The organism is Mycolicibacterium wolinskyi str. Jessa 2025, assembly GCF_049241375.1.
GTDB classification, from domain to species: Bacteria; Actinomycetota; Actinomycetes; order Mycobacteriales; family Mycobacteriaceae; genus Mycobacterium; species Mycobacterium wolinskyi.
The window spans coordinates 7,056,680-7,081,868 of the sequence record NZ_CP185960.1; the positions used below are offsets into that span (position 1 = coordinate 7,056,680).

20 protein-coding genes and 2 pseudogenes are annotated in these 25,189 nt (G+C 68.1%); 8 read left to right on the plus strand and 14 right to left on the minus strand.

From position 1 onward, the window contains the following. Positions 1-16: 16 nt before the first annotated feature. Positions 17-1,075: an alpha/beta hydrolase gene (locus ACOI2T_RS34855; protein WP_409502863.1), complete on the minus strand. Its 1,059-nt coding sequence runs from the start codon at positions 1,073-1,075 to the stop codon at positions 17-19. 78 nt (positions 1,076-1,153) lie between these two features. On the opposite strand from ACOI2T_RS34855, the pseudogene ACOI2T_RS34860 reads away from it, so the two are divergent. After that, positions 1,154-1,799: pseudogene (locus ACOI2T_RS34860) on the plus strand (UdgX family uracil-DNA binding protein). 5 nt (positions 1,800-1,804) lie between these two features. On the opposite strand, the gene ACOI2T_RS34865 reads toward ACOI2T_RS34860, so the two are convergent. Further along, positions 1,805-2,347: a MarR family winged helix-turn-helix transcriptional regulator gene (locus ACOI2T_RS34865; RefSeq protein WP_409502864.1), complete on the minus strand. Its 543-nt coding sequence runs from the start codon at positions 2,345-2,347 to the stop codon at positions 1,805-1,807. Between the two features lie 75 nt (positions 2,348-2,422). Here ACOI2T_RS34865 and ACOI2T_RS34870 point away from each other — a divergent pair, with 75 nt between their 5' ends. Beyond that, positions 2,423-3,148, plus strand: a complete 726-nt coding sequence (locus ACOI2T_RS34870; protein WP_409502865.1) for an SDR family NAD(P)-dependent oxidoreductase — start codon at positions 2,423-2,425, stop codon at positions 3,146-3,148. 5 nt (positions 3,149-3,153) lie between these two features. On the opposite strand, the gene ACOI2T_RS34875 is transcribed toward ACOI2T_RS34870, so the two are convergent. From ACOI2T_RS34875 to ACOI2T_RS34900, 6 genes and pseudogenes are all read right to left on the minus strand, one after another. Further along, on the minus strand, positions 3,154-4,611 hold the full coding sequence (locus ACOI2T_RS34875) for an aminotransferase class I/II-fold pyridoxal phosphate-dependent enzyme (RefSeq protein WP_409502866.1): 1,458 nt from the start codon (positions 4,609-4,611) through the stop codon (positions 3,154-3,156). Between the two features lie 27 nt (positions 4,612-4,638). Beyond that, complete coding sequence (locus tag ACOI2T_RS34880; RefSeq protein ID WP_409502867.1) at positions 4,639-5,760, minus strand: MFS transporter; 1,122 nt, start codon at positions 5,758-5,760, stop codon at positions 4,639-4,641. Continuing rightward, the gene (locus ACOI2T_RS34885) at positions 5,757-7,022 is read right to left on the minus strand and encodes an amidohydrolase family protein (RefSeq protein ID WP_409502868.1); all 1,266 of its coding nucleotides are present in this window, start codon (positions 7,020-7,022) and stop codon (positions 5,757-5,759) included. Before ACOI2T_RS34885 ends, ACOI2T_RS34880 begins: the two co-directional genes overlap by 4 nt. Continuing rightward, positions 7,016-8,107, minus strand: a complete 1,092-nt coding sequence (locus tag ACOI2T_RS34890) for a CoA transferase (RefSeq protein ID WP_409502869.1) — start codon at positions 8,105-8,107, stop codon at positions 7,016-7,018. The genes ACOI2T_RS34885 and ACOI2T_RS34890 overlap by 7 nt, the downstream gene beginning before the upstream one ends. A gap of 12 nt (positions 8,108-8,119) precedes the next feature. After that, positions 8,120-9,021 (minus strand): annotated as a pseudogene (locus ACOI2T_RS34895) (hotdog family protein). Between the two features lie 96 nt (positions 9,022-9,117). After that, positions 9,118-9,936: a helix-turn-helix domain-containing protein gene (locus ACOI2T_RS34900; protein ID WP_409502871.1), complete on the minus strand. Its 819-nt coding sequence runs from the start codon at positions 9,934-9,936 to the stop codon at positions 9,118-9,120. Between the two features lie 86 nt (positions 9,937-10,022). Between ACOI2T_RS34900 and ACOI2T_RS34905 the strand changes: the two genes are divergently transcribed. Continuing rightward, a complete protein-coding gene (locus ACOI2T_RS34905) occupies positions 10,023-10,733 on the plus strand; it encodes an SDR family oxidoreductase (RefSeq protein WP_067848588.1) in 711 nt (236 codons plus the stop codon). Here the strand turns inward: ACOI2T_RS34905 and ACOI2T_RS34910 are convergent. Further along, positions 10,711-11,604: an enoyl-CoA hydratase/isomerase family protein gene (locus ACOI2T_RS34910; protein ID WP_409503076.1), complete on the minus strand. Its 894-nt coding sequence runs from the start codon at positions 11,602-11,604 to the stop codon at positions 10,711-10,713. The two genes, ACOI2T_RS34905 and ACOI2T_RS34910, sit on opposite strands and share 23 nt — an antisense overlap. A 4-nt stretch (positions 11,605-11,608) precedes the next feature. Then, positions 11,609-13,129 (minus strand): fatty-acid--CoA ligase FadD4, encoded by a 1,521-nt coding sequence (gene fadD4 / locus ACOI2T_RS34915; RefSeq protein WP_409502872.1) that lies wholly within the window; start codon positions 13,127-13,129, stop codon positions 11,609-11,611. 63 nt (positions 13,130-13,192) lie between these two features. On the opposite strand from fadD4, the gene ACOI2T_RS34920 reads away from it, so the two are divergent. Next, entirely contained in the window at positions 13,193-13,750 is a 558-nt protein-coding gene (locus tag ACOI2T_RS34920; protein ID WP_409502873.1) for a TenA family protein, read from the plus strand. 24 nt (positions 13,751-13,774) lie between these two features. Here the strand turns inward: ACOI2T_RS34920 and ACOI2T_RS34925 are convergent, their stop codons facing one another. From ACOI2T_RS34925 to ACOI2T_RS34935, 3 genes are all read right to left on the minus strand, one after another. Continuing rightward, on the minus strand, positions 13,775-15,595 hold the full coding sequence (locus ACOI2T_RS34925) for a phosphoenolpyruvate carboxykinase (GTP) (RefSeq protein WP_409502874.1): 1,821 nt from the start codon (positions 15,593-15,595) through the stop codon (positions 13,775-13,777). Between the two features lie 174 nt (positions 15,596-15,769). Beyond that, positions 15,770-17,227, minus strand: a complete 1,458-nt coding sequence (locus ACOI2T_RS34930; protein ID WP_409502875.1) for a hypothetical protein — start codon at positions 17,225-17,227, stop codon at positions 15,770-15,772. Beyond that, complete coding sequence (locus ACOI2T_RS34935) at positions 17,224-18,153, minus strand: P-loop NTPase family protein (RefSeq protein ID WP_409502876.1); 930 nt, start codon at positions 18,151-18,153, stop codon at positions 17,224-17,226. Before ACOI2T_RS34935 ends, ACOI2T_RS34930 begins: the two co-directional genes overlap by 4 nt. Positions 18,154-18,350: 197 nt before the next feature. On the opposite strand from ACOI2T_RS34935, the gene trmB reads away from it, so the two are divergent. The 3 genes from trmB to mmpL3 all read left to right on the plus strand — a co-directional run bounded on the left by trmB (position 18,351) and on the right by mmpL3 (position 22,855). Continuing rightward, positions 18,351-19,133, plus strand: coding sequence for a tRNA (guanosine(46)-N7)-methyltransferase TrmB (gene trmB, locus ACOI2T_RS34940; RefSeq protein ID WP_409503077.1), 783 nt, complete (start codon positions 18,351-18,353; stop codon positions 19,131-19,133). Between the two features lie 26 nt (positions 19,134-19,159). Beyond that, on the plus strand, positions 19,160-19,840 hold the full coding sequence (locus tag ACOI2T_RS34945) for an NYN domain-containing protein (protein WP_409503078.1): 681 nt from the start codon (positions 19,160-19,162) through the stop codon (positions 19,838-19,840). A gap of 66 nt (positions 19,841-19,906) precedes the next feature. Continuing rightward, positions 19,907-22,855, plus strand: coding sequence for a trehalose monomycolate exporter MmpL3 (mmpL3, locus tag ACOI2T_RS34950; RefSeq protein ID WP_409502877.1), 2,949 nt, complete (start codon positions 19,907-19,909; stop codon positions 22,853-22,855). A 6-nt stretch (positions 22,856-22,861) separates the two neighbouring features. On the opposite strand, the gene ACOI2T_RS34955 is transcribed toward mmpL3, so the two are convergent. Then, positions 22,862-24,001, minus strand: a complete 1,140-nt coding sequence (locus tag ACOI2T_RS34955) for an AI-2E family transporter (protein ID WP_409502878.1) — start codon at positions 23,999-24,001, stop codon at positions 22,862-22,864. A gap of 71 nt (positions 24,002-24,072) precedes the next feature. On the opposite strand from ACOI2T_RS34955, the gene ACOI2T_RS34960 reads away from it, so the two are divergent. Further along, the gene (locus ACOI2T_RS34960; protein ID WP_409502879.1) at positions 24,073-25,182 is read left to right on the plus strand and encodes a lysylphosphatidylglycerol synthase transmembrane domain-containing protein; all 1,110 of its coding nucleotides are present in this window, start codon (positions 24,073-24,075) and stop codon (positions 25,180-25,182) included. The last annotated feature ends 7 nt before the right edge of the window (positions 25,183-25,189 follow it).

Here is a 25,189-nt window from a genome sequence, read left to right on the forward strand (position 1 = left end):
GTACTCCCTCGTCGCATCAGGCACCAGGCGCCGAATACCCCTGGCCCCGACCCGACAAACTCGATGCGACGTGGCCTCCGGTACGGGTCACCTCCCTGACGAAATCGCCGAGATACCGGATGGCCCGCCGGCCTTCCGGCAGCACATCCGCGGCCAACGGGAAGTCGTGAATCTGCCCGTTCCACACATGCAGATCACACCGGACGTTCGCATCGGCGAGCCGATCTGCCAACAGCTCCGAATCCGCCAACAGCGATTCGTCACCGCTGACGTGCACCGCCACCGGCGGCATGTTCGACAGATCGGCGGCGGCCGGGTTCACCACGGCCTGCGCATCGCGGTCACGGACGAGCCCCTGTTCACACTGGTGCAGGTACCGTGCGAAGGCCGACAGCGCCGCGCCGGTGAACATCGAGCACCGGCGTGCGTTGCGGTGCGCGAGCTTGCGGGCCGGGTCGAGATCGGTCAACGGCGAGATCGCCGCGACCCCGGCAGCGGGCTCGACACCCCGCGCGATCAGGCGCAGCGCGGTGGCGAGCGCCAGGTAGCCGCCGGCCGAATCGCCTGCGATGACCACCTGTCGCGAGTCGTAGCCGCGACGCCGCAACCACCGAAGACCCGCGAGCGCGTCGTCGATCGCCTCGGCCAACCCGCACGCGGGCAGCATCCGGTAGCCGATATTGAGCACGGCCGCATCGGCCGCCTTCGACAGCCGCGCCACCAGGCCTCGGTGAGTGTTGAGCCCGCACGTCATGAACGCGCCGCCGTGCAGGTAGAGGATCGCGCGCCGGTCCGATGCACCGGATGCGCGCACGAATTCGGCTCGACACGTGGGTAGGGCCACCGGCTCGACTGTCGCGCCGATGCGCCGCGGGATCAGGCCCACCATGCGGTCGATCGAAGCCAACGGCCAGCCCAGACCGGGCTGCAAGGCCCACATCCGGACGGCGTTGCGCACCACGACCCGACACCCCGTGGCCAGAGCAATCGCTTCGACACTTCGCCGGCGATGTTCGATGCGCTTGCCGGTCGACGTGCCCGGGCTGTCGTCAACCGAGACTGCGGCCGTGGTCATGGTTACCTTCTCCTGTTTGCTGATGGCGGCATACCCCGGCGAAAGCTGTTGAAACGGCAAAGTGGGTATCCAGTCGGTATGGCCGGAGCAGAGGTATTCGTCCCGGACTCCCGGGACCTGGAAGTGCTGACCACCGCGGCCCGGGGTTGCCGTGGCTGCGATTTGTATCGCGACGCCAGTCAGACGGTGTTCGGGGCGGGAGCGCGGGATGCGCGCATGATGCTGATCGGTGAACAGCCCGGCGACCGGGAGGACCGAGCGGGCGCACCGTTCGTCGGCCCGGCAGGCCGGGTCCTCGACGATGCGTTGCACGCGGCGGGGCATCGAGCGTGATTCGGTGTATCTGACCAACGCGGTCAAGCATTTCAAGTTCACGCAGGCGGAGCGGGGTAAGCGACGCATTCACAAGACGCCGAGCCGCACCGAGGTCGTCGCGTGCCGGCCGTGGCTCGTGGCCGAACTGGATGCCGTCGAGCCCGAGGTCGTCGTGCTCCTCGGCGCCACGGCGGCGAAATCGGTACTGGGCAACGATTTCCGCGTCACCCAGCACCGCGGCGAGGTGCTGCACCTACCGAGCGGGGTCACCACGGGCGAACCCGAACTCGTGGCGACCGTGCACCCGTCGTCGTTGTTGCGCGGACCGAAAGAGGACCGAGACGTCGCCTTCGACGGTTTGGTCGACGACCTCCGGTTGGCGGCTTCGCTCTGCCACGCGCCGGCTTAGCGGTGCTACTCGGCGATGTCACCGACCTGGCTGATCTTCTGGTTCCCGAGCTTGCGGTCGAGACCGTCCAACAGCCGGCGCAGAAGCTCGGCGAGTTGTCGTTGTTGATCGGCGTCGAGATGATCGATCAACTCGGCCTCTCGGCCCAGCACCCGGTCGACGAGCTGCTCGACGAGCGCGTGGCCCGCGGCCGTAAGCTCGACATCGACCTTGCGTGAGCCGTCCACCCGGGCGGTGCGCGTGACCAGGCCATCACGTTCGGCTCGCGTGATCCGTTGCGAGATCGCTCCTGCGGTGATCATGGTCGCCTCCGCCAGTTCGCGGGTGGTCAACCGGTACGGTTCGCCGCTGCGGCGCAGCACCGACAACAAGTCGAGCACCGCGGCATCCGCACCGGCCGCGGCCAGGGTGCGGCGCCGGTCCTCGCCGAGAAGCTTCGCGGCGTGCCAGACACGCGTGACGATGCCGATCGATCCGACCGCGGTGCCTGGCCGTTCGTTCGCCCACGCCAATGCGATCGCATCGACGGGGTCGTGCGGATCAAGCATGCCATCTCCTCGTTTAGCACTAAACGATCTGCTACGTTTAGCTCTAAACAACCTACCCGAGACAGAGGAGTGACCATGGGACGCACCGTCGTGGTGACCGGCGGCGGCACCGGAATAGGCCGGGCCATCGCGCAACGATTTGCCGTATCCGGAGACTCGGTCGTCATCACCGGCCGCCGCAAGGCGGTGCTCGAAGAGACGACAGCCACATTGCCGGGCAACGTCGTATCCGCCTGCTTCGACGCCACCGATCCCGATGCCGTCGGCGGGTTCGTGGAATCGCTTGGCGCCGTGGACGTCCTGGTCAACAACGCAGGCGGCAACCGCGACTTCGACGTCTCCGCGCCCGGCCAGACCCTGCGCGAGGTCGCCGACGCCTGGCTGTCGAACTTCACCGCCAACGTGCTGTCCGCGGTCATCATGACCACCGCGTGTCGCCACAAGCTCGCGAGCGGCGGGGCGGTCATCACGCTCGGCTCGATCGCCGCCGACCAGGGCTCAGGCTCTTATGGGGCGGCGAAAGCCGCTGTCGCATCGTGGAACATCGAGCTGTCCAGAGCGCTCGGCCCACTGGGCGTCACCGCCAACGTCGTGTCTCCCGGCTACATCGCCGACACCGAGTTCTTCCGCGACAAACTGTCCGGTCAACGCACATCAGAGCTCATCGCTGCCACCGCGACGGGACGGGCAGGCACACCACAGGACATCGCCGCCACCGTGGAGTTCCTTGCGTCGCCGGGCGCGCGTCACCTCACCGGTCAGGTACTGGCCGTCAACGGTGGTGCGTGGGCGACGCGTTGACCCCGCTAGGCCGTCACCCGGACCGTGCGCAGCTGGGGATCCGCCGGATCCGGCAGATTCATGCCAGCCTCCAAACCCGTTCGGAGATAGTCGAGTACGGCCTGATTGAGACGTTCGCCAGGGACCACTGCCGGGATACCCGGCGGATAGGGGGTGATCTGCTCGGCGGATATCCGGCCCGCCGCCTCCTCGACCGGAACCTTCTCGACCCGACCGAAGAACGCGTCGCGCGGTGACGTGACGGTCGTCAGCTGGATCTCCTCGGGTGACGGCAGATCGACGCGCGGTGGCCGGTCGAAGTCGTCGGCGGCTTTGCGCCACAGGGTCAACGCGTCGATCAACCGGCCCGTGGTGTCGGCGCCGTCGGCGAACGACATGGTCGCCAGGATCCTGCGGTGGTCGGTCATCCCCATGTCCACCTGGCAGTACTCGCGCAGCCAGTCGGCGGCCTGGTAACCCGACGTCCCGGTTTCCGCGACGTCGATCAGTACCTGCAGCCGGTCGAGGTCGTGCGAGGCCTGCACTCCGAGAAGCTCGTCGTCGAGAACCTCGATATCGGGGATCGTCTCGATCTGGTGCCTGGTCCGCTCGGCCAGTTCGAGCGCAGCGCCCATCAACTCGTGGCCGCGCTGCACCATCTGCCGGCGCCATCCGTCGATCGCGGTGTACAGCAACACGTTCGGGCTGGTCGTCATCAGCAGATCGGCACACTGTGACAGCCGGTCCTGGTCGACGAGGTCGCCCTGCAGGTGGAATACGGAACCCTGTTCGAATCCGGCACCCATCTTGTGCACGCTCACCACGCACACATCCGCACCGGCATTCATCGCCCATGTCGGCAGGTCCTCGTGGAACGGCAGATGCGCACCCCACGCCTCGTCGACGATCAGCGGCTTGCCGCGCGCGTGACACACCTCGGCAATGCCCTCCAGATCCGCGCAGGTGCCGTACGGGCTCGGGCTGACGATCAACGCCCCGGCGGCGTCGGGATAGCGCTGCCACGTTTCTTCGACCTGCTGTGGCGACGGTGGATGAGACATGTGCCGTTCGGCGTCCCAGCGCGGCGTGATCCAGCGCGGTGTCACCCCGGAGAAGATCAGCCCGGCCACGACCGACTTGTGACTGTCCCGGCTCAGCAGCAGGCTGCCGTCACCACCGGCGACGGCCATCATCGCGGCCTTCACCGACAGCGAACTGCCGCATGTGGAAAACCAGGCCACGTCGGCGCCCACGGCCTCTGCCATGAGATCTTCGGCGCGCGTCAGATAGCCGTTGCTGCTACGCCGATCGTCGAGTCCGCCGCTCGCCAGCACATCGCTCAGGAACGGCTCGCGGCCGAGGACCCGCAGGACCCGCTCGTCCACACCACGGCCCTGCCGGTGCCCGGGCGGCGAGAAACCGTACCGGTTTGACGCGTGGTAGGAGTTCAAGGCGTCGAGGAGAGGTGCTTCGGACTGGTTCATCCAGACGGTTTACCCGTCGCTGGGCACTTACAATCGGCGCCCGACGGTCCAGCAGGCCCCGACCACGACGCATCCGACGGCCATCGCCGCGAACGCCGACGGGAACGAATTCGACGTGGCCAATGCACCGACGGCCAGCGCGCCAAGGCCCGTGCCCGCATCGAACCCGACATTCCAGGCCACACTGACGGCGCGGCGGGCGTGTTCGCCGGACGCCGCGAACGCCTGGACCAGCGTGACGTTCTGCAACGATCCGTAGGCCACGCCGACCAGCACCGCGCCCGCGACGACGAGCAAGCCGTGAGCGCCGATCCCGAACGCGACCGTAACCAGGCCGATCGCACCCACATACAGCATCGGATCGATGAACTTTGCCGGGCCGAATCGGTCGGCCACACCGCCGACCAGCCACCGCGTCAACGCCGCCGCACCGGTCAGACCCAGCAGTGCACCGAATGCCACCTCCGCACTGCCGAATTGCGGTGCGAAGGTGAGGATCGCGCCACCCGACGCGGTGATCACGACGAGCGCCGCGATGGACCCCACCAGGCCACGGCTCACCGAGATTCGGTCCTCGGTGGTGCGGGGCGGCGTCGGCACCGAGCGGGTGAACGCCAGTGCCAGCGGCACCGCCAGCAGCGGGGCGGCGGCGAGCACGAACACCAGCTCGAAACCGACGTGCTCGGCCAGCCACGGCCCGGCCGGGGTGAGGACGAATTGCGGTGCGGCGAGGGCCAATCCGTATGCCCCGACCGCGCGGCCCCGATACTCCTGCGGTACCAGACCGGCGATGCCGTCGACACCGGTCACCGTGAGAATCCCGAAACCGAAACCTCGCAGCGCCGCGAGCAGCAGCACCGCCCACAACGAGCCCGCGGCCATGTGTGCCAGCGCAGGCGCGCCCAACAACACCAGTCCGATCGCCAAGGTCACCGGCGCGCCGACACGCTTGAGCAGCCGTCCGACCAACAGCTGCGCCAGCACCGTGCATCCCATCAGCACGCTGTTGACCAGGCCGGCCCCGAGATTGTCGGCGCCGATGTGCACAGCCCACATCGGCGCGACCGGCAACAGCAATGCGAACCCGGTGAATCCGAGTGCGGCCGATGCCAACAAGGCCGGCATGCCCGGCGTGCGCCATACGTTCACCGGGCGAACACCACGACACCGCCGACGATGGTGGCCGCCACCAAACCCGCGTCCAATTGGTCGAGCACCTGCGCCGGCCCCGCCGACAGCACGCACAGATCGCCGGGCTGGCCCGGCGCGATCGTCCGCGGGACTGCCGGGTGTTCGGCCACACCGCAGAACATCTCAAGGGCCGTGCGCGCCGAGACACGCTCGACCGGATTCAGCACCACGCCCCGCGGCGTTCGGCGATGCACCGCGGCGCGCATCGCCGCCCACGGGTCCGCGTCACCGAACGGGGCATCGGTGGACAACGCGACGGGGACGCCTGCGGCCGACAGCGTCGCCAGGCGCCACAGTTGATCCTGTTCGGTTTCAGCGACGTCGGTGCAATAGTGGTCGCCGCGTTCGGCGACGAAGTTCGGCTGCGTCACCACGGTCACCCCGAGGTCGACGAGGTCGGCGATGCAGTCGTCGGGAACCATCGCCGCATGTTCGATGCGGTCGGCGGGGTGGATTCCGGCGACGCGCAGCGCCGCGATCGTCACGATGAGTTGGGCTGCGGTGACGCAATGGATAGCGACGGGGTTGCCGTCGTCGTGGCGGCGGCCGATCCACGCGGTCAGGGCGTCCAGGTCGAGATCGTCGTCGTGCAGTATGCGTTTACCCGGTGCGAGCCGGTGCACCCGTTGACGTAGGCCGGTCGGCAGGGCGTCGAGGTCGGGCGTGGCGTCGGTGACACCGGTGACGCCGTAGCGGGCCAGGCGCTCGCTGAACTGCCCCACCTGAATTTGTCTGCGTTGCAACGGCTCAGCCCAGGTGGGATCGGCGCTGCGCAATCTGCCGTCAGGATGATCGGGTCGCCCGACGGCATCCAGCCCGGCCGAGTTGAGGATCCACAGGACGCCGCTGCGATGCTGTATCCGCACCGGCCCGGTCGACGTGAGCTCGTCGAGCCGATGCCGGTCCAGCGGTCCGGCCACCACTTCGTGATAGCCGACCGCCCTGATCCAACCGTCACCGCCCGGCTGCGCGGTCGTCAGCGCGTGCCGCAGCTGCGCGGCATCCCGCACAAGGTTCGGCCCGACCCGGATCGAATCCTGTTCGGCGGCGGCCGAGTACACGTGCAGGTGGTGGTCGTGCAGGCCAGGGATGACGGTGCCGAAGGCCGCGTCGAGCACCGGTTCGCTCTCCGGCAACGACGCCGCGACCTCTTCGATCCGCTCGCCGACCCGGATGTCGACCACTGCTCCGTCGATCAGGCTCGCACGCCGAATCAGCATGCCTGCGCCTCACGTTCGGCTATCAGCCGCCGCACTTCGGCGTCGTCGGCGCCCAGCGTGGGCCCGGACGGCGACAGCGGCGGCGCGACCACGCCGACCGCGTCGCCGTCGCCGGCAAGCGGCGCGTACTCGGCGGCAACCGCGGCCATCGCGAACTCGATGAGCTCGCCGCCCCCGTGTGCGCAGGACTCCACGACGGCGTGCGCGGCATGCAGACCGGTGAGCGGGTCGGCGATCGCGTCGCCGGTGAAAGCCGGTGTCCCGGCGTGGTATTCGACCAGACCTCCGGACACCGCGGCGTCGTCGCCGAATGCCACCCAGTCGGCCCGCTCGCCGGCCGTGCCGTATCCGGTGATGCGCAGCCACACCCGCCCGTCGCGGGCACTCGCCGATTCCGGGCCGAGCCCGCGGCGCGTGAGCGCGGTGGGGCGCGACGCTTCGATCACGATGTCAGCTGTCTTGAGCAGCGGGCCGATGTCATCGAAATCTGCTGCGTACGACAGTTTTCCGTGGTTCATCCAGTCGAAGAACACCGTGGCTCCGGCGCGGGTGCCGTCCGGCCGTCCCGGGTTTTCGACCTTCACCACGGTGGCGCCCGCGCGCACGAGCAGTTGGCCGCACAGCGGCCCGGCCCACATCGACGACAGATCGGCGACCAGCAGGCCGGTCAGCGGCCGGGCCGGGCCCCGATCGCCGATTCGGGCGATCCGCGGCTGGGCCGCCGCGGTTTCGCCGAGGACGGCGGCGGGCAGGCCGAGAAGCCGGGCCCGCTCGGCGAACTGCGCGGCATCGCGGCGGGCCGCCCACTCTTCGACGGCCGGCCATGGATCGCTGTTCACCGTGTCGGCGCCGACCAGTGCGGGTACCGCGGCGACGTCATCCGGCCGCGACAACGTCAACGCGACCCAGCCGTCGCCGGTCTTCAGCAGACGTGTGGCCCCGCCCGCCGAGATGCGGCCGTGCGGCGCCAAGCCGAGCAGCGCTGCACGTCCGGTCAGGATTTCGGCGGCATCGACGGCGACGCCGGTGGAGGCGGCGAACGCGTCTGCAACCTGTTGCGCCCGGCCGAGCACCGCCGAATTCATCACAACCATCTCTCAGAACAACAACGCACTGAACCGCCAGTCGAGCACCTGGCGGTCCGCTGCGTCGTCGGGACCGGCAGCGGCGAACACGAGCGAGCGCAGCCGCAGCACACCTGCTTCGGCCGACTCCACGTGCAGTTCGCTGAACAACGTGTCGTTCTCGTGCACCGGCCCGGTGTGATCGCACGATTCCCAGCCCAGCACCGTGACCAGGTTCGGCAACAGCGGCCGGCTTGCGCCAACGCCAGCCCGATGGTGTGACCGCCGTACACGAGCCGCTTGCCACCTGCACGCCAATCATGGTGTGTAGCAGCGATATTCAGTGTCAATCGAGCGAGCTCGGGTGCGCTCGAGACCACGTCGGCGGTGCTGCGCAAGACGCTACCTGCCAATGCCGCGTCGAAATGCGGGCCGGGAACCCTCGCCCGGTAGGCGTCGGCGTCCCACCCTGCCGTCGGGTCGGGTGTCGCGTCGGTACCGATCGCGGTCAGGTCGTCGGTATGGCCGGTGTCTCCCGCGCCGTCGGACAGCGGCAGCATGGCGCACCGGTAGAAATCCAGCACGAGGCGCTGGTCCTGGTCGACGGTCGTCATGCGCAACGCGGCCAAGCCCGTCGGCGCACGCCCGGGCTTGTTCGAGTTCTGTTTGAGGCCAACCACTTCGGTGCGCGTGAACAACGTGTCACCGATGACTGGATAGCGGTGGAATGCCAGCCCGCGATAGAAGAGGTTGGCTTTCACCCGCTGCGTGACGAGCGTGCTCTGGCCGATCGCGACGTCGCACACGAGCGCCGGGTGGGCGAGCGGGCCGGGGGCGCCGGTCACCGCGGCGGCCAGTTCGGCGTCCAGCGCCAACCGCAGCCGGTCTCCGATGATCGCCTGGTGGGCGGCTGCGGCACCTGCCGTCAGCGTCATCGACGGCGCGGTGTCGAATACCTGGCCCACTTCCAGGTCGTCGAAGTACGGACCCCCGAAGAACTGGCCATGTGCAGTCACGAATTCACATGCTATTCACATGCCGATCGAGGCGGTGAGGCTGCCCAGAAGCTTCAGCGCATCGGCGCTCGTCGTGGCCGGTTCGGCCTGGTAGACCACCAATTCTTGGCCGGGCGCCGACCGCACGTCGAACGTCTGCATCTCCAAGGTGAGCGTGCCGACATCGGGATGGTGAAAGGTCTTGGCTGCGATGGATTTTCCCCGGACCTCGTGCCTGGCCCACAGGTCGGTGAACTCCTTGCTGCGGGCGAGCAGTTCGTTGAGCACGGCCGCGACGCGCGGATCATGGGGCGCCAGGCCATGGTTGCGGCGAAATCCGGCCACCGCATTGGCTGCGATGTCGTGCCAGTCGACATAGAAATCGCGGGCCCTCGGCTCGGTGAACACCAACAGGATCAGGTTCCCGTCCGCGCCGAAGTCGCCGAACAGCGCCTCGGCCAGCGGGTTCGCGGCCAGCACGTCGAACGCCCGGTTGTAGATCAGCGCGGGATTGTCGGGCCAGGCCGTCATGAGCCGCAGGAGCGCGGGATCGACTCGGTCGGCCGTCCGGACGCTGCGCGGGCGCGGCGCCAGCCCGGCCACCCGGAACAGGTGACCGCGGCCGTCGTCGTCGAGCCGCAACGCGGCCGCGAGCGCATCGAGCACTTGCGCCGACGGCGACCGCTCGCGGCCCTGCTCCAGCCGGACGTAGTAGTCGACGCTGACCCCGGCGAGCAGCGCCACCTCCTCACGCCGCAGCCCGGGCACGCGCCGGTGCCCCACGCTCGTCAAGCCGACCTCGGCCGGCCCGACCAGCGCGCGCATGCTGCGCAGGTAATCCCCGAGCTCGGTCATACCGCCACATTATGCGCGGCCCGGCTGCCGTGCCTGGGTGCGCTGCACCCTGGTTCATGATGGCGCGGCGCGGCAGCCTGGCTGGCATGAGCGAATCCAAGATCATTCTCGTCACCGGAGTCACCAGCGGCATCGGCGCGGCCATCGCGACCCGACTGGCCGCCGAAGGCCACCACGTCATCGGCGGTGCCCGCCGCGAAGACCGCCTCGCCGCACTGGCGCGCGACAACTTGGCCGTGCGCCGCCTGGACGTCACCGATCGCGCCGACGTGGTGTCGTTCGTCGACTGGGCGGTGTCGGAGCACGGGCGCATCGACGTGATCGTCAACAACGCCGGTGTGATGCCGCTGTCGCGACTCGACGCACTGCTGGTCGACGATTGGGACACCATGATCGACGTCAACGTCCGCGGGCTGCTCAACGGCATCGCCGCCGCGCTACCGCATTTCCAGCGGCAAGGTCACGGCCACTTCGTCACCATGGCGTCGATCGGTGCCCATGAAGTGGCGCCGACCGGCGCGGTGTACTGCGCGACGAAGTACGCCGCCTGGGCCATCACCGAGGGGCTGCGGTTGGAGCTCGACCCCGCCATCCGCGTCACGACCATCTCGCCCGGCGTCGTGGAATCCGAACTCGCCGACACCATCACCGATCCGACGGCAGCGGAAGCGATGCGCACGTACCGGGCCGATTCGATCCCGCCCGATGCGATCGCCCGTGCGGTGTCCTACGCCGTGAACGAGTCACCCGAGGTCGACGTCAACGAGATGATCATCAGGCCGGCCCGCCAACGCTGACGATCTCGTCGACCAGTCCCCACGCCAGTGCGGTCGCAGCGTCGATGGTACGGCCGGACAACACGAGAAAGGCCGTGCGCCAGCGGCCGATTCGGCGAGTGATGCTGACCGTGCCGCCGGCACCGGGGATCAGGCCCAGTGCGAGTTCGGGCAGTCCGAGCGTGGCGTGGGGGTCACAGCTCACCCAGCCGCAGTAGGCGGCCATCTCCAGTCCGCTGCCGAGCACCTGGCCGTGCACGCGCGCACGGCAGCGACGGCCCAAGCGCGCGGTGAGTTCGTCGAGCACCAGCGCGGGGCTGTGGCGGGTGCGGGCGAGGTGCGCGCTCGCCGGATCGGCGAACGAGCCGAACTCGGCGAGATCACCACCGCTGCAGAAGGATCGGCCGTTGCCGCCGAGCACGACCTCGTCGACGGACGGATCGAGCCGCGCGACGTCGAGTGCCTCGAGCAGCGCGGCCCTGGCGTCGGTGGAGAACGCGTTGTGGCGCCGCGGCCGGTTGAACCGCACGTGCAGGGTGTTGCCGTCGCGGCGGGCCTGCACCGGATCGGGCAGTTCCGGCACGGTCGCCGGTCCACGTTCGGCCAGCCAGCGGCCGAACTCCGGTCCGGACTGCAGAGTCGAGTATGCGAGCGACTCGGTGATCACGCCACCGAACGCGGGTGCGGCGACGTCGATACTGCACAACACGTCGTCGCACACCGCGGCGGCCTGCGGCCAGCGTCCGCATCGCTCGGTGAGTTCGGCGAGCGTGTGCTCCACCGAGTCCACGGTGACCGTCCTGCGATCGTCGGCCGCGGACTCGGTGAGCGTGAACGTGGCGCCCTCGTCCGGAGTTTCGACACTGACGCGGATACCACCCGGCAGCTCGATCACGTCATGAATACTTCTTGATCAGCTCCTGCTTGTACAGCTTGCCGGTGTCGGTGCGGGGCAGCTGCTCCTCGAACGATATGGAGCGCGGACACTTGTAGTGCGACAGGCGCTCCCGCAGCCAGCTCAGCAATTCCTCGGCGAATTCCGGCGTGGCGTCGGAGGGGTCGACGGTCTGTACGACACCTTTGACGCTCTGGCCCATCTCGTCGTCCGGCACGCCGAACACCGCGGCATCCATCACCTTCGGGTGGACGACGAGCATGTTCTCGGCTTCCTGCGGGTAGATGTTGACCCCGCCCGAGATGATCATGTGGTGGCGCCGGTCGGTCAGGTAGAGGTACCCGTCCTCATCGACGTATCCGATGTCGCCCACCGTCTTCCAGCCGTGCGAGTCGCGTGACGATGCCGTCTTCTCGGCGTCGTTGAGGTACTCGAAGTCCTGGCCGCCCTCGAAGTAGATCTCCCCGGCCTGGCCCGGCGGCAGCTCGTTGCCGTCCTCGTCGAGGATGTGCACGACGCTCGTCATCGCCTTGCCCACCGAACCGGGATGCGTCAGCCACTCTTCGGCGGTGATCAGCGTTGCGCCAATGGCTTCCGAGGACGCGTAGTACTCGTCGACGATCGGCCCCCACCAGTCGATCATCTGTTTCTTGATCTCCACCGGGCACGGCGCCGCGGCGTGCATGACGCGCTGCAGGCTCGACAGGTCATATGAATTACGTACGGATTCCGGCAGTTTCAGCATGCGCGTGAACATGACGGGGACGAACTGGCCGTGCGTCACACCGTGCTTCTGGATCGCGTCGAGCGCGCCTTCGGCGTCGAACTTCTCCAGCACCACGGTCGTGATGCCGCCGGCCTGCACCTGCATCGACCACACCGACGGCGCGGTGTGATACAGCGGCGCCGGGCTCAGATACACCGCATCGGGATGCATCCAGAAGCCGACGAGCGCGGCCATCATGCCGGGGGTTTCCGACGGGGGCACATGCGGCAGTTCGCGTTTGATGCCCTTGGGCCGGCCCGTGGTGCCCGACGAGTACTGCAGCAGATCGCCGTCCATCTCGTCGTCGATCGGGGTATCGGGCTGATCGGCGACGGCCTGCGGATAGCGCTGCCAGCCGTCGAGGTCCCCGTCGGCGATCAGCAGGATGTCGGGCAGCCCGTTCGGCAGCTCGCTTTCGAGACCGCTCAGGACATCGGTGAGCGCGGCCGAGCCGACGATCGCCTTGGCGCCGCTGTTGTCGACGATGTACGCCGCCTCGGCGGGTGTCAGATGGGTGTTGATGGGCACGTAGTACAGCCCGCTGCGGCGCGCCGCCCACATCACGGCGTGGATGTGCTCGTTGTTCTCCATGAGGATCGCGACCACGTCACCCTCCCGCAGCCCGTGCTCGCGGAAGTGGTGGGCCAGCCGGTTGGCACGGGCCTCGAGCTCACCGAACGTGACGACGGTTCCCGACGGATACAGGATGATGGCCGGCTTGTCCGGGCTGGCCTTGGCGTGCTCACGGATCTGCATGAGCCGACTGTAATCGGCGCCACTTGACGGGTGTCAAGTGGGCGCGTCGCTATTGTTCGTGGCGTGTCAGATGAGCTTTGGACGACCGCGACCCGCCACCCGTTCCTCGACGCCGTCCGTGACGGCACCATCACCGATGCGGCGTTCGACCGCTGGTTGTGCCAGGACGCGATCTTCGTCGCCGACCTGCTGACGTTTCAGGCCCGGTTGCTGGCGCGGGCGCCGCGGCGGGCACAGACCACGCTCGCGGCCGGGTGCGCGGCACTGGTCGCCGAACTGGACTGGTTCGACGAGCAGGCGCGGCGACGCGGCCTGCAGATGACGCAGGAAGCGCTGCCCGCCACGCTGGCCTACCGGAAGCTGCTGGACCGCCTCGACGCCGAACCTTTCGATACCGCTGTGACCGCGTTGTGGGTCGTGGAACGCGTCTACTTACTGGCGTGGACGCATGCCGCATCGGAGACGTCGAAGTTCCGCGATTTCGTCGAGCATTGGACCACACCGGAATTCGGCGATTACGTCGATGCGCTCGGCGAGCTCGCCGTCACACACGGCAACGACGATGTGGTGCGCGAGGTACTCGAGCACGAGGTGGCGTTCTGGGACATGGCGCGGCGTTGACCCGCGCCGAGCAGACGCCGAAAGCTACTCGGCCAGCCGGTGCTTGAGTGCGTCGAATTCGTCCTTGATGCCGGTCGGCAGTTTCTCGCCGACGAACTCGAACCACTCCTCGATGAGCGGAAGCTCGGCACGCCATTCCTCGGCGTTGACGGCGAGCGCCTCGTCGACATCGGCGGGGTCGACGTCGAGACCGCTCAGGTCGAGGTCCGCGGCCGACGGCACGATGCCGATCGGGGTGGACCGGCCCTCGGCCTTGTGCTCGATGCGCTCGATGGCCCACTTGAGCACGCGGCTGTTCTCGCCGAATCCCGGCCAGAGGAACCGGCCGTCGTCGCCACGGCGGAACCAGTTGACGAAGAAGACCTTCGGCAGCTTGGACTCGTCGGCGTTCTTGCCGATGTTGATCCAGTGCTGGAAGTAGTCACCGACGTTGTAGCCGAGGAACGGCAGCATCGCCATCGGGTCGCGGCGCACGGTGCCGACCTTGCCCTCGGCGGCAGCGGTCTGCTCGGAGCCGAGCGTCGCGCCGATGAACACGCCGTGCTGCCAATCGCGCGCCTCGGTGATCAGCGGAACCGTGGTCTTGCGGCGGCCGCCGAACAGGATCGCCGAGATCGGAACGCCCTGCGGGTCGTCCCACTCGGGCGCCAGCGTCGGGCACTGGGCGATCGGGGTGCAGTAGCGCGAGTTCGGGTGCGCCGCCTTGTCCTCCGACTCGCGGTACCAGTCGTTGCCCTTCCAGTCGATCAGGTGGTCGGGGTCGCCCTCAAGGCCCTCCCACCACACGTCGCCGTCGTCGGTCTTGGCCACGTTGGTGAAGACCGTGTTGCCCTTGGCGATGGTCTTCATCGCGTTGGGGTTGGAGTCCCAGTTGGTGCCCGGCGCGACGCCGAAGAAACCGAACTCGGGGTTGGTCGCGTAGAGGCGGCCGTCCTTGCCGAAGCGCATCCACGCGATGTCGTCGCCGACGGTCTCGGCGCGCCAGCCCGGGATGGTGGGCTGCAGCATCGCGAGGTTGGTCTTGCCGCACGCCGACGGGAACGCGGCCGCGATGTAGTAGGCCTTGTTCTCCGGCGAGATCAGCTTGACGATCAGCATGTGCTCGGCGAGCCAGCCCTCGTCGTGGGCCATGGCCGAGGCGATGCGCAGCGAGTAGCACTTCTTGCCGAGCAGCGCGTTGCCGCCGTAGCCCGAGCCGTAGCTCCAGATCTCGCGGGTCTCGGGGAAGTGGGTGATGTACTTGGTGTCGTTGCACGGCCACGGCACGTCGGCCTGGCCGGGCTCCAGCGGAGCACCGATCGAGTGCAGCGCCTTGACGAAGAATCCGTCGTCACCCATCTTCTCCAGCGCGGCCTTGCCCATGCGCGTCATGGTGCGCATGGAGACGACGACGTACTCGGAGTCGGTGATCTCGACACCCAGCTTCGGGTCCTCGGCGTCCAGCGGACCCATGCAGAACGGCACCACCCACATGGTGCGGCCGCGCATCGAGCCCCGGTACAGGCCGGTCATGATCTCGCGCATCTCGGCCGGGTCCATCCAGTTGTTGGTCGGGCCTGCGTCGATCTCGCGCTGCGAGCAGATGAAGGTCCGCGATTCCACGCGCGCGACATCGGAGGGATCGGAGAGGGCGAGGAACGAATTCGGCTGCTTCTCGTCGTTGAGCTTCTGGAAGGTGCCTACCTCGACGAGGTGGGCGGTGAGCCGGTCGTACTCCTCTTCGGAGCCGTCGGCGAACACCACCCGGTCGGGTTGTGTCAGCTCTGCGACCTCCTGAACCCAGGCCAGCAGTCCTTCGTGTTTGGTCGGTGCGGTGTCCAGACCCGGAATGGTCGCTGAGGTCATCGAATTCTCCTGCGTAGGATTTTTTTGTCGAACGTGAGTGGATACCCAAGCCACGTCACGACGCGGTCACGGCTGCCCCTTTGGGTAGAGGTTAACGCGGGTGACATACCCAGAGTGAACCAGTGCTATGTCCGATGACTCACAGGAACGATTCAGTTTTACGTAAGAAGCCGGTTACTCGTCAGTAGCGCCCGAATCGGCATAAAGTTCGGCCCGAACAGCCTCCAGTGCGCGCCGCAGCGGCGGGATCCGGCGGTCGCGTTGGGCAGCCGCGCGGGCCGTCGCGACCGCGTGCTCACGCAGCTCGGCATCGATCGCGGCGATCTGTTCGGCCGCGGTCGCGCTCTCGGTCTCGTCGCGTCCGGCCAGTTCGGTCGTGAGCGCGGTTTCGGCCGCGAGCACCCGGGTCGCGACGAGCTCCTCAACGCTGGACCGCAGGTCGGTCGTGGCGTCGTTGACCCACCGGTCCAGCACCGCCCGGTCGTGCAGCAGGCCCCGTGTGCTGACCACCCACCCCGCCAGGAGCAGGCCGACGACGGCACCGACGACCAGACCGGCGACGGCCAACCGGGGAGCCGCACCCGCCAAGAGGCGGCTCACCGCCAACGCGACACCAAGGCCGAAGCCGACGCCGAGCACCATCATCAGCCGCGTCTCCAGGTTGCGGTACTTCAGCGGTGGCGCGGCGATGTCGGGCTGCCGCGGCGTCGATGCGGGCGCGGGCGGCGTCAGACCGAGCTCGACCGCGACATCGCCGAGGTGTTTGGTGACGCCCTCGTCGACCTCGGTCACCACCTCGCCGGCCCGCTGCCGCGCGTACGCCTCGAAGCCCGAAATACGGCGTCTGCCGATGCCTGCGATGTCCTCCTGCAATTCGGTACGTACCGAGTTGCACCGGTTCCTGGCGAAATACCCGAGCTGAACCCGGGCCTGCTGCAGTTGGCTGCGCAGCGCGATGCTGCGTTCGGTCTTGGCGAGCCTGCGGTTGCGGTTGATCTCGTCACGCCGCTCGCGCAGCGCATCCACGCGCGCCTTGCGGTCGGCGCCCGACCCGTCGGCCTCGTACCGGCCGATCACGGCCTCCAGTCGAGTTTCCCAGGCCCGCAATCTGTTTCGACGCAACAGATCAGGGTCGGCCAGGCGCTTAGACAACAGCTCGACGAGGTCGTCGAGCTGGGGTTCGCCGAGGTCGGGCGCCGCCGCGACCCCGACCCACGGCATCCGCTCATAGCGCGATGCCCGCTCGGCGAGAACGGCCGCGTCGGCGTCGCGCACCTCGCGCCAGTTGCGGTGCGCGTCGATCTTCGACAGCACCCCGACCACCAGGTCGGTGTATCGGGACACCAGATCGACCAGGGCGCAGTCGGATTCGGTGACGACAGCGGCCGCCGACACGACGAACACCACCGCCATCGGTGCTTCCCCGGCGAGCATCTCGGTGGACTCGACGAACGTGTACTCCGGCATCCGGTCGCGCAGCGCCGCCAGCACGCTGCTCGCGCCCGCCAGCCACGGGCCGGCCACCAGCACGACGTCACGGGATTCCACTCCCGGCGAGTTGAGCCCGGGGTCGATCGCCGCCACCACAGCATCTGCGGCGTCTGCGGCTCCGACCGGATCCGGCCCAGTCACCGCCCGATGACCCGGTGGTCAGGGGCACCGTCGAGGAGCCGCAGCGAGCCCCGCGCGATGTCGGCACCGCAGCTGCGATGCAGCGCGTTGACCGGACCGCGGCTGTAGTGCCGCCAGTACCGGGCGCGGTGCAGGTGCGCCTTTCGATCATCGCCGCGGTCGACCGCGACCCCGTCCGCCTCCACGACGTCGACGGCGGCCGCCATCATCGCGAGCACGGTCTCATCGGCCGCCAGGAAACGCGCGGCAGACTCGCTGCGCAGGGCGCGCAGTTCGGCGACCGCACGACGCATCCGGCGATACCGGACCGGTGCGGCGACGGCCGACAGCGCGGCAAGCACCTGGTCGACCTCGCTGAGACGATGCAACAGCGTGGGCAGCCCGTCGGCGTCGGCGCCGCGACTCAGCGCCAGGGCCGCGTGTGCGATGCCGAACCGGTCCAATGCGTCCAACAGCTCGACGCGCACCTCGACCGGCAAACCGTGCGGGGCGCGCAGGAACGCGTCGGGCGAGGTCAGATCGGCCGGCTCGGCCGCCACCACCCGCAGCGCCCGCACCAGATGCGGCGCGGGATCGGCACCCGCGAGCAACGCCACCATCGGGACCACCGGAACCCCGGCCAGTCGCCGCAGCTGATCGGCGCGCCTGCGGGCGGTGGCCATCGGCCCACCCGGACCCGACCCGGCGAGATCGGCCTTGTTGAGCACGATCAGCACCGGGGTGCCGTCCTGTCGCAGCCGGGCCAGACTCGCGCGATCCTCGGGTTTGAGCACCTCGGCGATCACCAGAACGGCGATTTCGCCGGAGTCGCGCACCGCCACCCCGCAGTCGGCCAGTGCACCGGCGACAGTGCTGACACCGACCCCGCGACGACCGTGAACGGCAACGGTCACATCGGCCGACACGCGCGCGCTGATCTGGGCCAACCGCTGATCGCCGTCGCGGTCGGCAAAGCGCTTGAGCTCGTCTGCGAAAATCTGGCGGCCTTCCCTGTGAGCTCCCCGGTCCTCCGAGAAAATCGTGGCACGTCCCGGGCAGGCTCGCGAACGGATGTTTGGGACCTAACAGTTCAAGGCAACTGTTGGGTATCAATCTGTACCACGATGCGGGCACTTCGCCGTCGATAGGCGACGATGGACGGATGCACGCGCCGAAGTCTGATGTCGTCGGCGAACCGACCCCGACATCCGATGTCGCAGGCGACCCGGCCGGGACCCACCGCCTTCCGCGGGTGACGAGCTTTCGCACCCGCCGCTCGACGCTGTCCGGCGGCCAGCAGAACACGTGGGACCGGCGCTGGCCGGACCTGGGCATCCAGGCCCGCGACGACGACGGCAACCCGGTCACCGACCTCGACATCGAAGCCTGGTTCGGCCGCTCCGCACCGCTGGTCCTCGAGATCGGTTCGGGTACCGGTACGTCGACATTGGCAATGGCCCAGGCCGAGCCCGACATCGACGTGATCGCCGTGGAGGTGTACCGCAAAGGGCTGGCCCAACTGCTCACCGCCATCGACCGCGAAGGCGTGACGAACATCCGCATGATCCGCGGCGATGGTGTCGACGTGCTCGAACACGTGCTCAAGAGCGAGTCGCTCACGGGCGTGCGCGTGTTCTTCCCCGACCCATGGCCGAAGTCCCGCCACCACAAGCGCCGGCTGCTGCAGCCCGCGACGGTCGCGCTGATCGCCGACCGGCTGCGCCCCGGCGGCATCCTGCATGCGGCCACCGACCACATGGGATATGCCGAGCACATCGCCGAAGTCGGCGATGCCGAGCCGCTCCTGCGTCGCGTCGACCTGAACTCGGCGCTGCCCATCTCGGTGCGACGGCCCGTCACCAAGTACGAGCGCAAAGCCCTGGCCGGCACCGACGTCGCCGAACTGGTCTGGGAGAAGCGACCGTGACTGTGAGCCCCGACATCGAACAGGGCCTGAGCCAGGATGTCTCACCCGCCGACACGTCCGCGCGCACCGGCGTCCGGCGGGTGCTCTTGGTCTGGGACGCACCGAATCTCGACATGGGGTTGGGTTCGATCCTCGGGGGCCGCCCGACCGCCGCGCACCGGCCGCGGTTCGACGCGTTGGGCCGGTGGCTGCTGGCATACACCGCCGACCTTTCGGCCGCCTCCGCGGCCGAGGGCGAACCGACGATTTCCCTCGAGCCCGAAGCCACCGTCTTCACCAACATCGCCCCAGGTAGCGCGGACGTCGTCCGCCCATGGGTGGAGGCGTTGCGTAACGTGGGTTTCGCAGTCTTCGCAAAACCGAAGATCGATGACGACAGCGACGTCGACAGCGACATGCTCGACCACATCGCCCTGCGGAGGAGTGAGGGGCTGGCGGCGGTGCTGGTTGCCTCGGCGGATGGTCAGGCATTCCGGGAACCGCTTGAGGAAATCGCCCGTGAGGGCACACCCGTGCAGGTGCTTGGATTTCGCGAACATGCAAGCTGGGCGCTAGCGTCGGATACCTTGGAGTTTGTCGATCTGGAGGACATTCCTGGTGTTTTCCGGGAACCGCTGCCACGGATCGGCCTGGACTCGCTACCCGAGCAGGGCGCGTGGCTGCAGCCATTCCGGCCGTTGTCATCGCTACTGACCTCGCGTGTGTAACAACTGCAAATGACCGGTTTCAAGTGCGATATGCGGGTCACACAAGTTTTTTAGTTAGGAGCGTAAGTGTTCGCCTGGTGGGGTCGAACGGTGTACCGATTCAGGTACATCGTCATCGGTGTCATGGTGGCGCTATGCCTCGGTGGCGGCGTCTACGGGATAAGTCTGGGCGACAACGTCACCCAGAGCGGCTTCTACGACGAGGGCAGCCAGTCCGTCAAGGCCTCGCTCTTGGCCGACGAGGTGTACGGCCGTGACCGGACCAGCCACATCGTGGCGATCCTCACCCCGCCGGACGACAAGAAGGTCACCGACAAGGCCTGGCAGAAATCTGTCACCGAAGAGCTGGACAAATTCGTCGAGGACAACCCGGACCAGGTCGTCGGGTGGGTCGGGTGGCTGAAGGCGCCCGACACCACCGACCCGACGGTCAGCCAGATGAAGACGCAGGATTTGCGTCACACCTTCATCAGCGTGCCGCTCAACGGTGAGAACGACGACGAAATCCTCAAGAACTACCAGGCCATCGAGCCCGAGCTGCGGCAGGTCAACGGCGGCGACATCAAACTGGCGGGCCTCAACCCGCTCGCGAGCGAACTGACCGGAACCATCGGCACCGACCAGAAGCGTGCCGAGATCGCCATCATCCCGTTGGTGGCCGTCGTGCTGTTCTTCGTGTTCGGCGGCGCGGTCGCCGCGGCCCTGCCTGCGATCATCGGCGGCCTGACCATCGCAGGCGCATTGGGCATTCTGCGGCTCACCGCCGAATTCGGGCCCGTGCACTTCTTCGCCCAGCCGGTGGTGACGATGATGGGCCTAGGTATCGCGATCGACTACGGCCTGTTCATCGTGAGCCGGTTCCGGGAGGAACTCGCCGAAGGCTATGACACCGAGGCGGCCGTACGAAGATCTGTGATGACCTCCGGCCGAACGGTGGCGTTCTCCGCGGTGATCATCGTCGCGTCATCGATGCCGCTGCTGCTGATCCCGCTCGGCTTCCTGAAATCGATCACTTACGCGATCATCGCGTCGGTCATGCTCGCCGCGATCCTGTCGATCTCGGTGCTGCCTGCGGTTCTGGGCATTCTCGGCGCCCGTGTCGACGCACTGGGGGTTCGCACCCTGCTCAAGGTGCCGTTCCTGGCCAACTGGCCCTTCTCGCGCCGCATCATCGACTGGTTCGCGGAGAAGACCCAGAAGACCAAGACCCGCGAAGAAGTCGAGAGAGGCTTCTGGGGCAAGCTCGTCAACGTCGTGATGAAACGGCCCGTCGCGTTCGCCACGCCGATCCTCGTCGTGATGACTCTGCTCGTCATACCGATCGGTTCGCTCACGCTCGCGGGCATCAGCGAGAAGTATCTGCCGCCGGACAACTCGGTGCGGCAGTCCCAGGAGGAGTTCGACAAGCTCTTCCCCGGCTTCCGCACCGAACAGATCACGATGGTGATGCAACGCGAGGACGGCGAACCGATCACCGACTCGCAGATCGCCGACATGCGGGCGAAGGCGCTGACCGTCCCCGGGTTCACCGATCCTGACAACGATCCCGATGCCATGTGGAAGGAACGCCCGGCCACCGACAGCGGATCGAAGGACCCGTCGGTGCGGGTGATCCAGAACGGCCTGGTGAACCGCGGCGACGCGGCGACGAACATCGAGGGGTTGCGCGCGCTGCAGCCGCCACACGGCATCACCGTTTATGTCGGTGGTACCCCCGCGCTGGAGCAGGACAGTATCCACAGCCTGTTCTCCCGGCTGCCGTTGATGGTGACGATCCTGGTCATCACCACGACCGTCCTGATGTTCCTGGCCTTCGGCTCGATCGTGCTGCCCATCAAGGCCGCATTGATGAGCGCGCTCACGCTTGGCTCGACGATGGGCATCCTTACCTGGATGTTCGTCGACGGCCATGGATCTGGCCTGTTGAACTACACACCACAGCCGCTGATGGCACCGATGATCGGGTTGATCATCGCGGTGATCTGGGGCCTGTCGACGGACTACGAGGTATTTCTGGTGTCCCGCATGGTGGAGGCCCGCGAACGCGGCATGTCCACCGCCGAGGCAATCCGGATCGGTACCGCGACCACGGGTCGGCTGATCACCGGCGCCGCCCTGGTCCTGGCCGTCGTCGCCGGCCCGTTCGCGTTCTCCGACCTGGTGATGATGAAATACCTTGCGTTCGGTCTGCTCATCGCACTTCTGTTGGACGCCACCGTCATTCGTATGTTCCTGGTGCCCGCGATCATGAAGCTGCTCGGCGACGATTGCTGGTGGGCGCCGCGCTGGATGAAGCGGATCCAGGAAAAGATCGGCCTCGGCGAGACCGAACTGCCCGACGAGCGCAAGCGTCCGACCGTGCGCGAGCCGGCCGACGACGAGCGTGCACTGGTGGGTGTCGGTGCCCCGCCGCCACCACCCCGGCCGCACGATCCCACGCACCCGGGCGTCGATCCGAGCCGCCAGGCGCCGCCGATACGGACCAACGCGCCGTCGGCCGCAGGCACGGTACGGATCGGGCCGCCGCCGCAGCAGGCCGAGGAGCCCGCGACAACGCGGTTCGCCATGGCGCGCAACGCCGTCCGTAACGCGGTCAACAGCGCGGTCAACACCGCGACCGGCAATGCCAACGCGCCGACGGCCCGCACGCCGCGACCCGGGGCCCAACCGGCTCCGCCGCCACCCCAGCCGCCACCTGGCACTCCGCGCGAGGAACGCGAGATCGAATCGTGGTTGGGCGCACTGCGTGGCGGGCCGGCGAACGGCCCGGCGAAGAGCACACCGCCGCCGCCTCCCCCGCCGGCACGCCCGTCGGCCGATGCGACGCGCGCGATGCCGCAGTCGCGGCAGGCGCCCGGCGACAACGCACCCACGACGGCGTTCAGCGCGCAGCGCCCGCCCGCGGGTGGCGATCCGGCGACCGAGAAGCTCAACACCCGCGACACCGACGAGCCCAAGCGGCGCGGTGGCGGAATGAGCGCACAGGACCTGCTGCGGCGCGAGGGCCGGCTCTAGACGCGGCTACTCGCGTTCGGACAGGTCGTCCGAGGGCGCTTCCAGGATGGTTTCGCCTTCGGTCTCCTGTCTGGCCTCTTCGGCGGCGGGATCTCGGGCCAGCAGCACGCGTGCCGAGCTGTTGAGGAACGCGACGGCCGGGACGGCGAGCAGCGCGCCGACGATTCCGGCGAGCACGCCGCCACCGGCGATCGCGAGCACCACGGCCAGTGGGTGGATCGACACGGCGCGGCCCATCACGAGCGGCTGCAGCACGTGCCCTTCCAGCTGCTGAACCGCGATGATCAGCCCCAGGGTGATCAGCGCGTAGACGAAACCTTTGGACAGCAGCGCGACGACCACCGCGAAGAACCCGGCGACCACCGCGCCGACCAGCGGCACAAACGCGCCGAGGAACACCAGCGACGCGAGCGGCAGCGCCAGCGGGATGCCCATGATCGCAAGGCCCGTGCCGATCCCGACCGCGTCGACGAGCGCGACGAGGAACGTCGCCCGCACATAGCCGACGAGTGAGTGAAAGCCGGCACGCCCGGCGTCGCGTACGCGGTCGCGAACGTGGTCGGGGAAGATCTTCGTCACGAACGCGAAGATGTTGCGGCCGCCCTGCAGCAGGAAGATCAGCGTGAACAGCATCAGCAGCGCGCCGGTCACGAGTTCGGTGAGGGTGCCCGCGGTGGACAGCGCACCCGTGGTCAGCTGCTCCTGGTTGCGCTGCAACGCCTCGATCGCGGTGTTGCCCGCCTGGTCGATCTGCTCCCTGCTCAAGTGCAGCGGGCCCTCGATCAGCCAGTTGCGGACGCCGTCGATGCTGCGCGTCATCTGCTCGACGAGATCGGGCGCACCCTCGATGAACTGCGACACGACGAACGTGAGGATGCCGCCGACGATCGCGATGCCGGCCAGCAGCACGAGCGCCACCGCGGATCCGCGCGGCGCACCGCGGCGGTCCATGAAGTCGACGGCAGGCAGGAGCAACGCGGTGACCATGGTGGCCAACGCCACCGGCACCACGAGCAGCTCGAGCCGTTTGACCAACCACAGCAACGCCACGACGGCGCCAAGAATGACCAACAGGCGCCATGACCAGGCTGCAGTCTTGCGAACGAGGGGCGTCACCGACTCATCGGCAACGGAATCCGAAAGCATGTCGGTAGCGTAGCCGCGGCGCGCCCGCCGAGCGGCGATGTCGGCGCGACCTGCACGGCTACCCTTAGGGCGTGTCACACGACGCGCCGGCGGACACTGCCCGCGACCGGGCCGGCTCCACGCGCGGCAAGTACTGGTGGGTCCGCTGGGTGATCATCGCGATCGCGGTCACCGTGCTGGCGGTCGAGATCACGCTCGTGTGGGACCAGTTGGCGAAGGCGTGGAAGAGCCTGATCTCGGCGAACTGGTGGTGGGTGCTGGCCGCGGTGGTCGCCGCCCTTGCCTCGATCCACAGCTTCGCGCAGATCCAGCGGACGCTGCTGCGCTCGGCCGGGGTGAAGGTCAAACAGTGGCGCTCGGAGGCCGCGTACTACGCGGCCAACGCGCTGTCGACCACCATGCCGGGCGGCCCGGTGCTGTCGGCGACCTTCACCTACCGCCAGCAGCGCATCTGGGGCGCCACTCCCCTGATCGCCTCGTGGCAGCTCGTGATGTCGGGCGTGCTGCAGATCGTGGGGCTGGCGCTGCTGGGGCTCGGCGGGGCGTTCCTGCTGGGAGCCAGCAAAAACCCACTGTCGCTTATCTTTTCGCTGGGCGGGCTGCTTGCCATCGTGCTGCTCGGTCAAGCTGTGGCGACCAAACCCGAACTGATCGACGGCATCGGCGCGAAAGTGCTGTCGTGGGCGAACTCGTTGCGCGGCAAGCCAACAGATACCGGTCTGGCGAAATGGCGGGAGATCCTGCAGCAACTGGAATCGGTCAGCCTCGGCAGGCGCGATCTGGGCTTGGCGTTCAGCTGGTCGATGTTCAACTGGGTCGCCGACGTCGCGTGCCTGGCGTTCGCCTGCTATGCGACGGGCGGGCACCCGTCGCTGGCCGGCGTCACCGTGGCCTACGCGGCCGCCCGCGCGGTGGGCACGATCCCGTTGATGCCGGGCGGTCTGCTCGTGGTCGAGGCCGTGCTGGTACCCGGTCTGGTGTCGTCGGGCATGACGTTGGCCTCGGCCATCTCCGCGATGCTCATCTACCGGCTGGTCAGCTGGATCTTCATCTCGGCCATCGGCTGGGTGGTGTTCTTCTTCGTGTTCCGGACGGAGAAGGACATCGACCCCGACGAGCCTGACGAGCCCGAGGCGGAGCCAAATCTGGACACGGCAGCCGAAAACGAAACCGAACGCTAGGAGACAC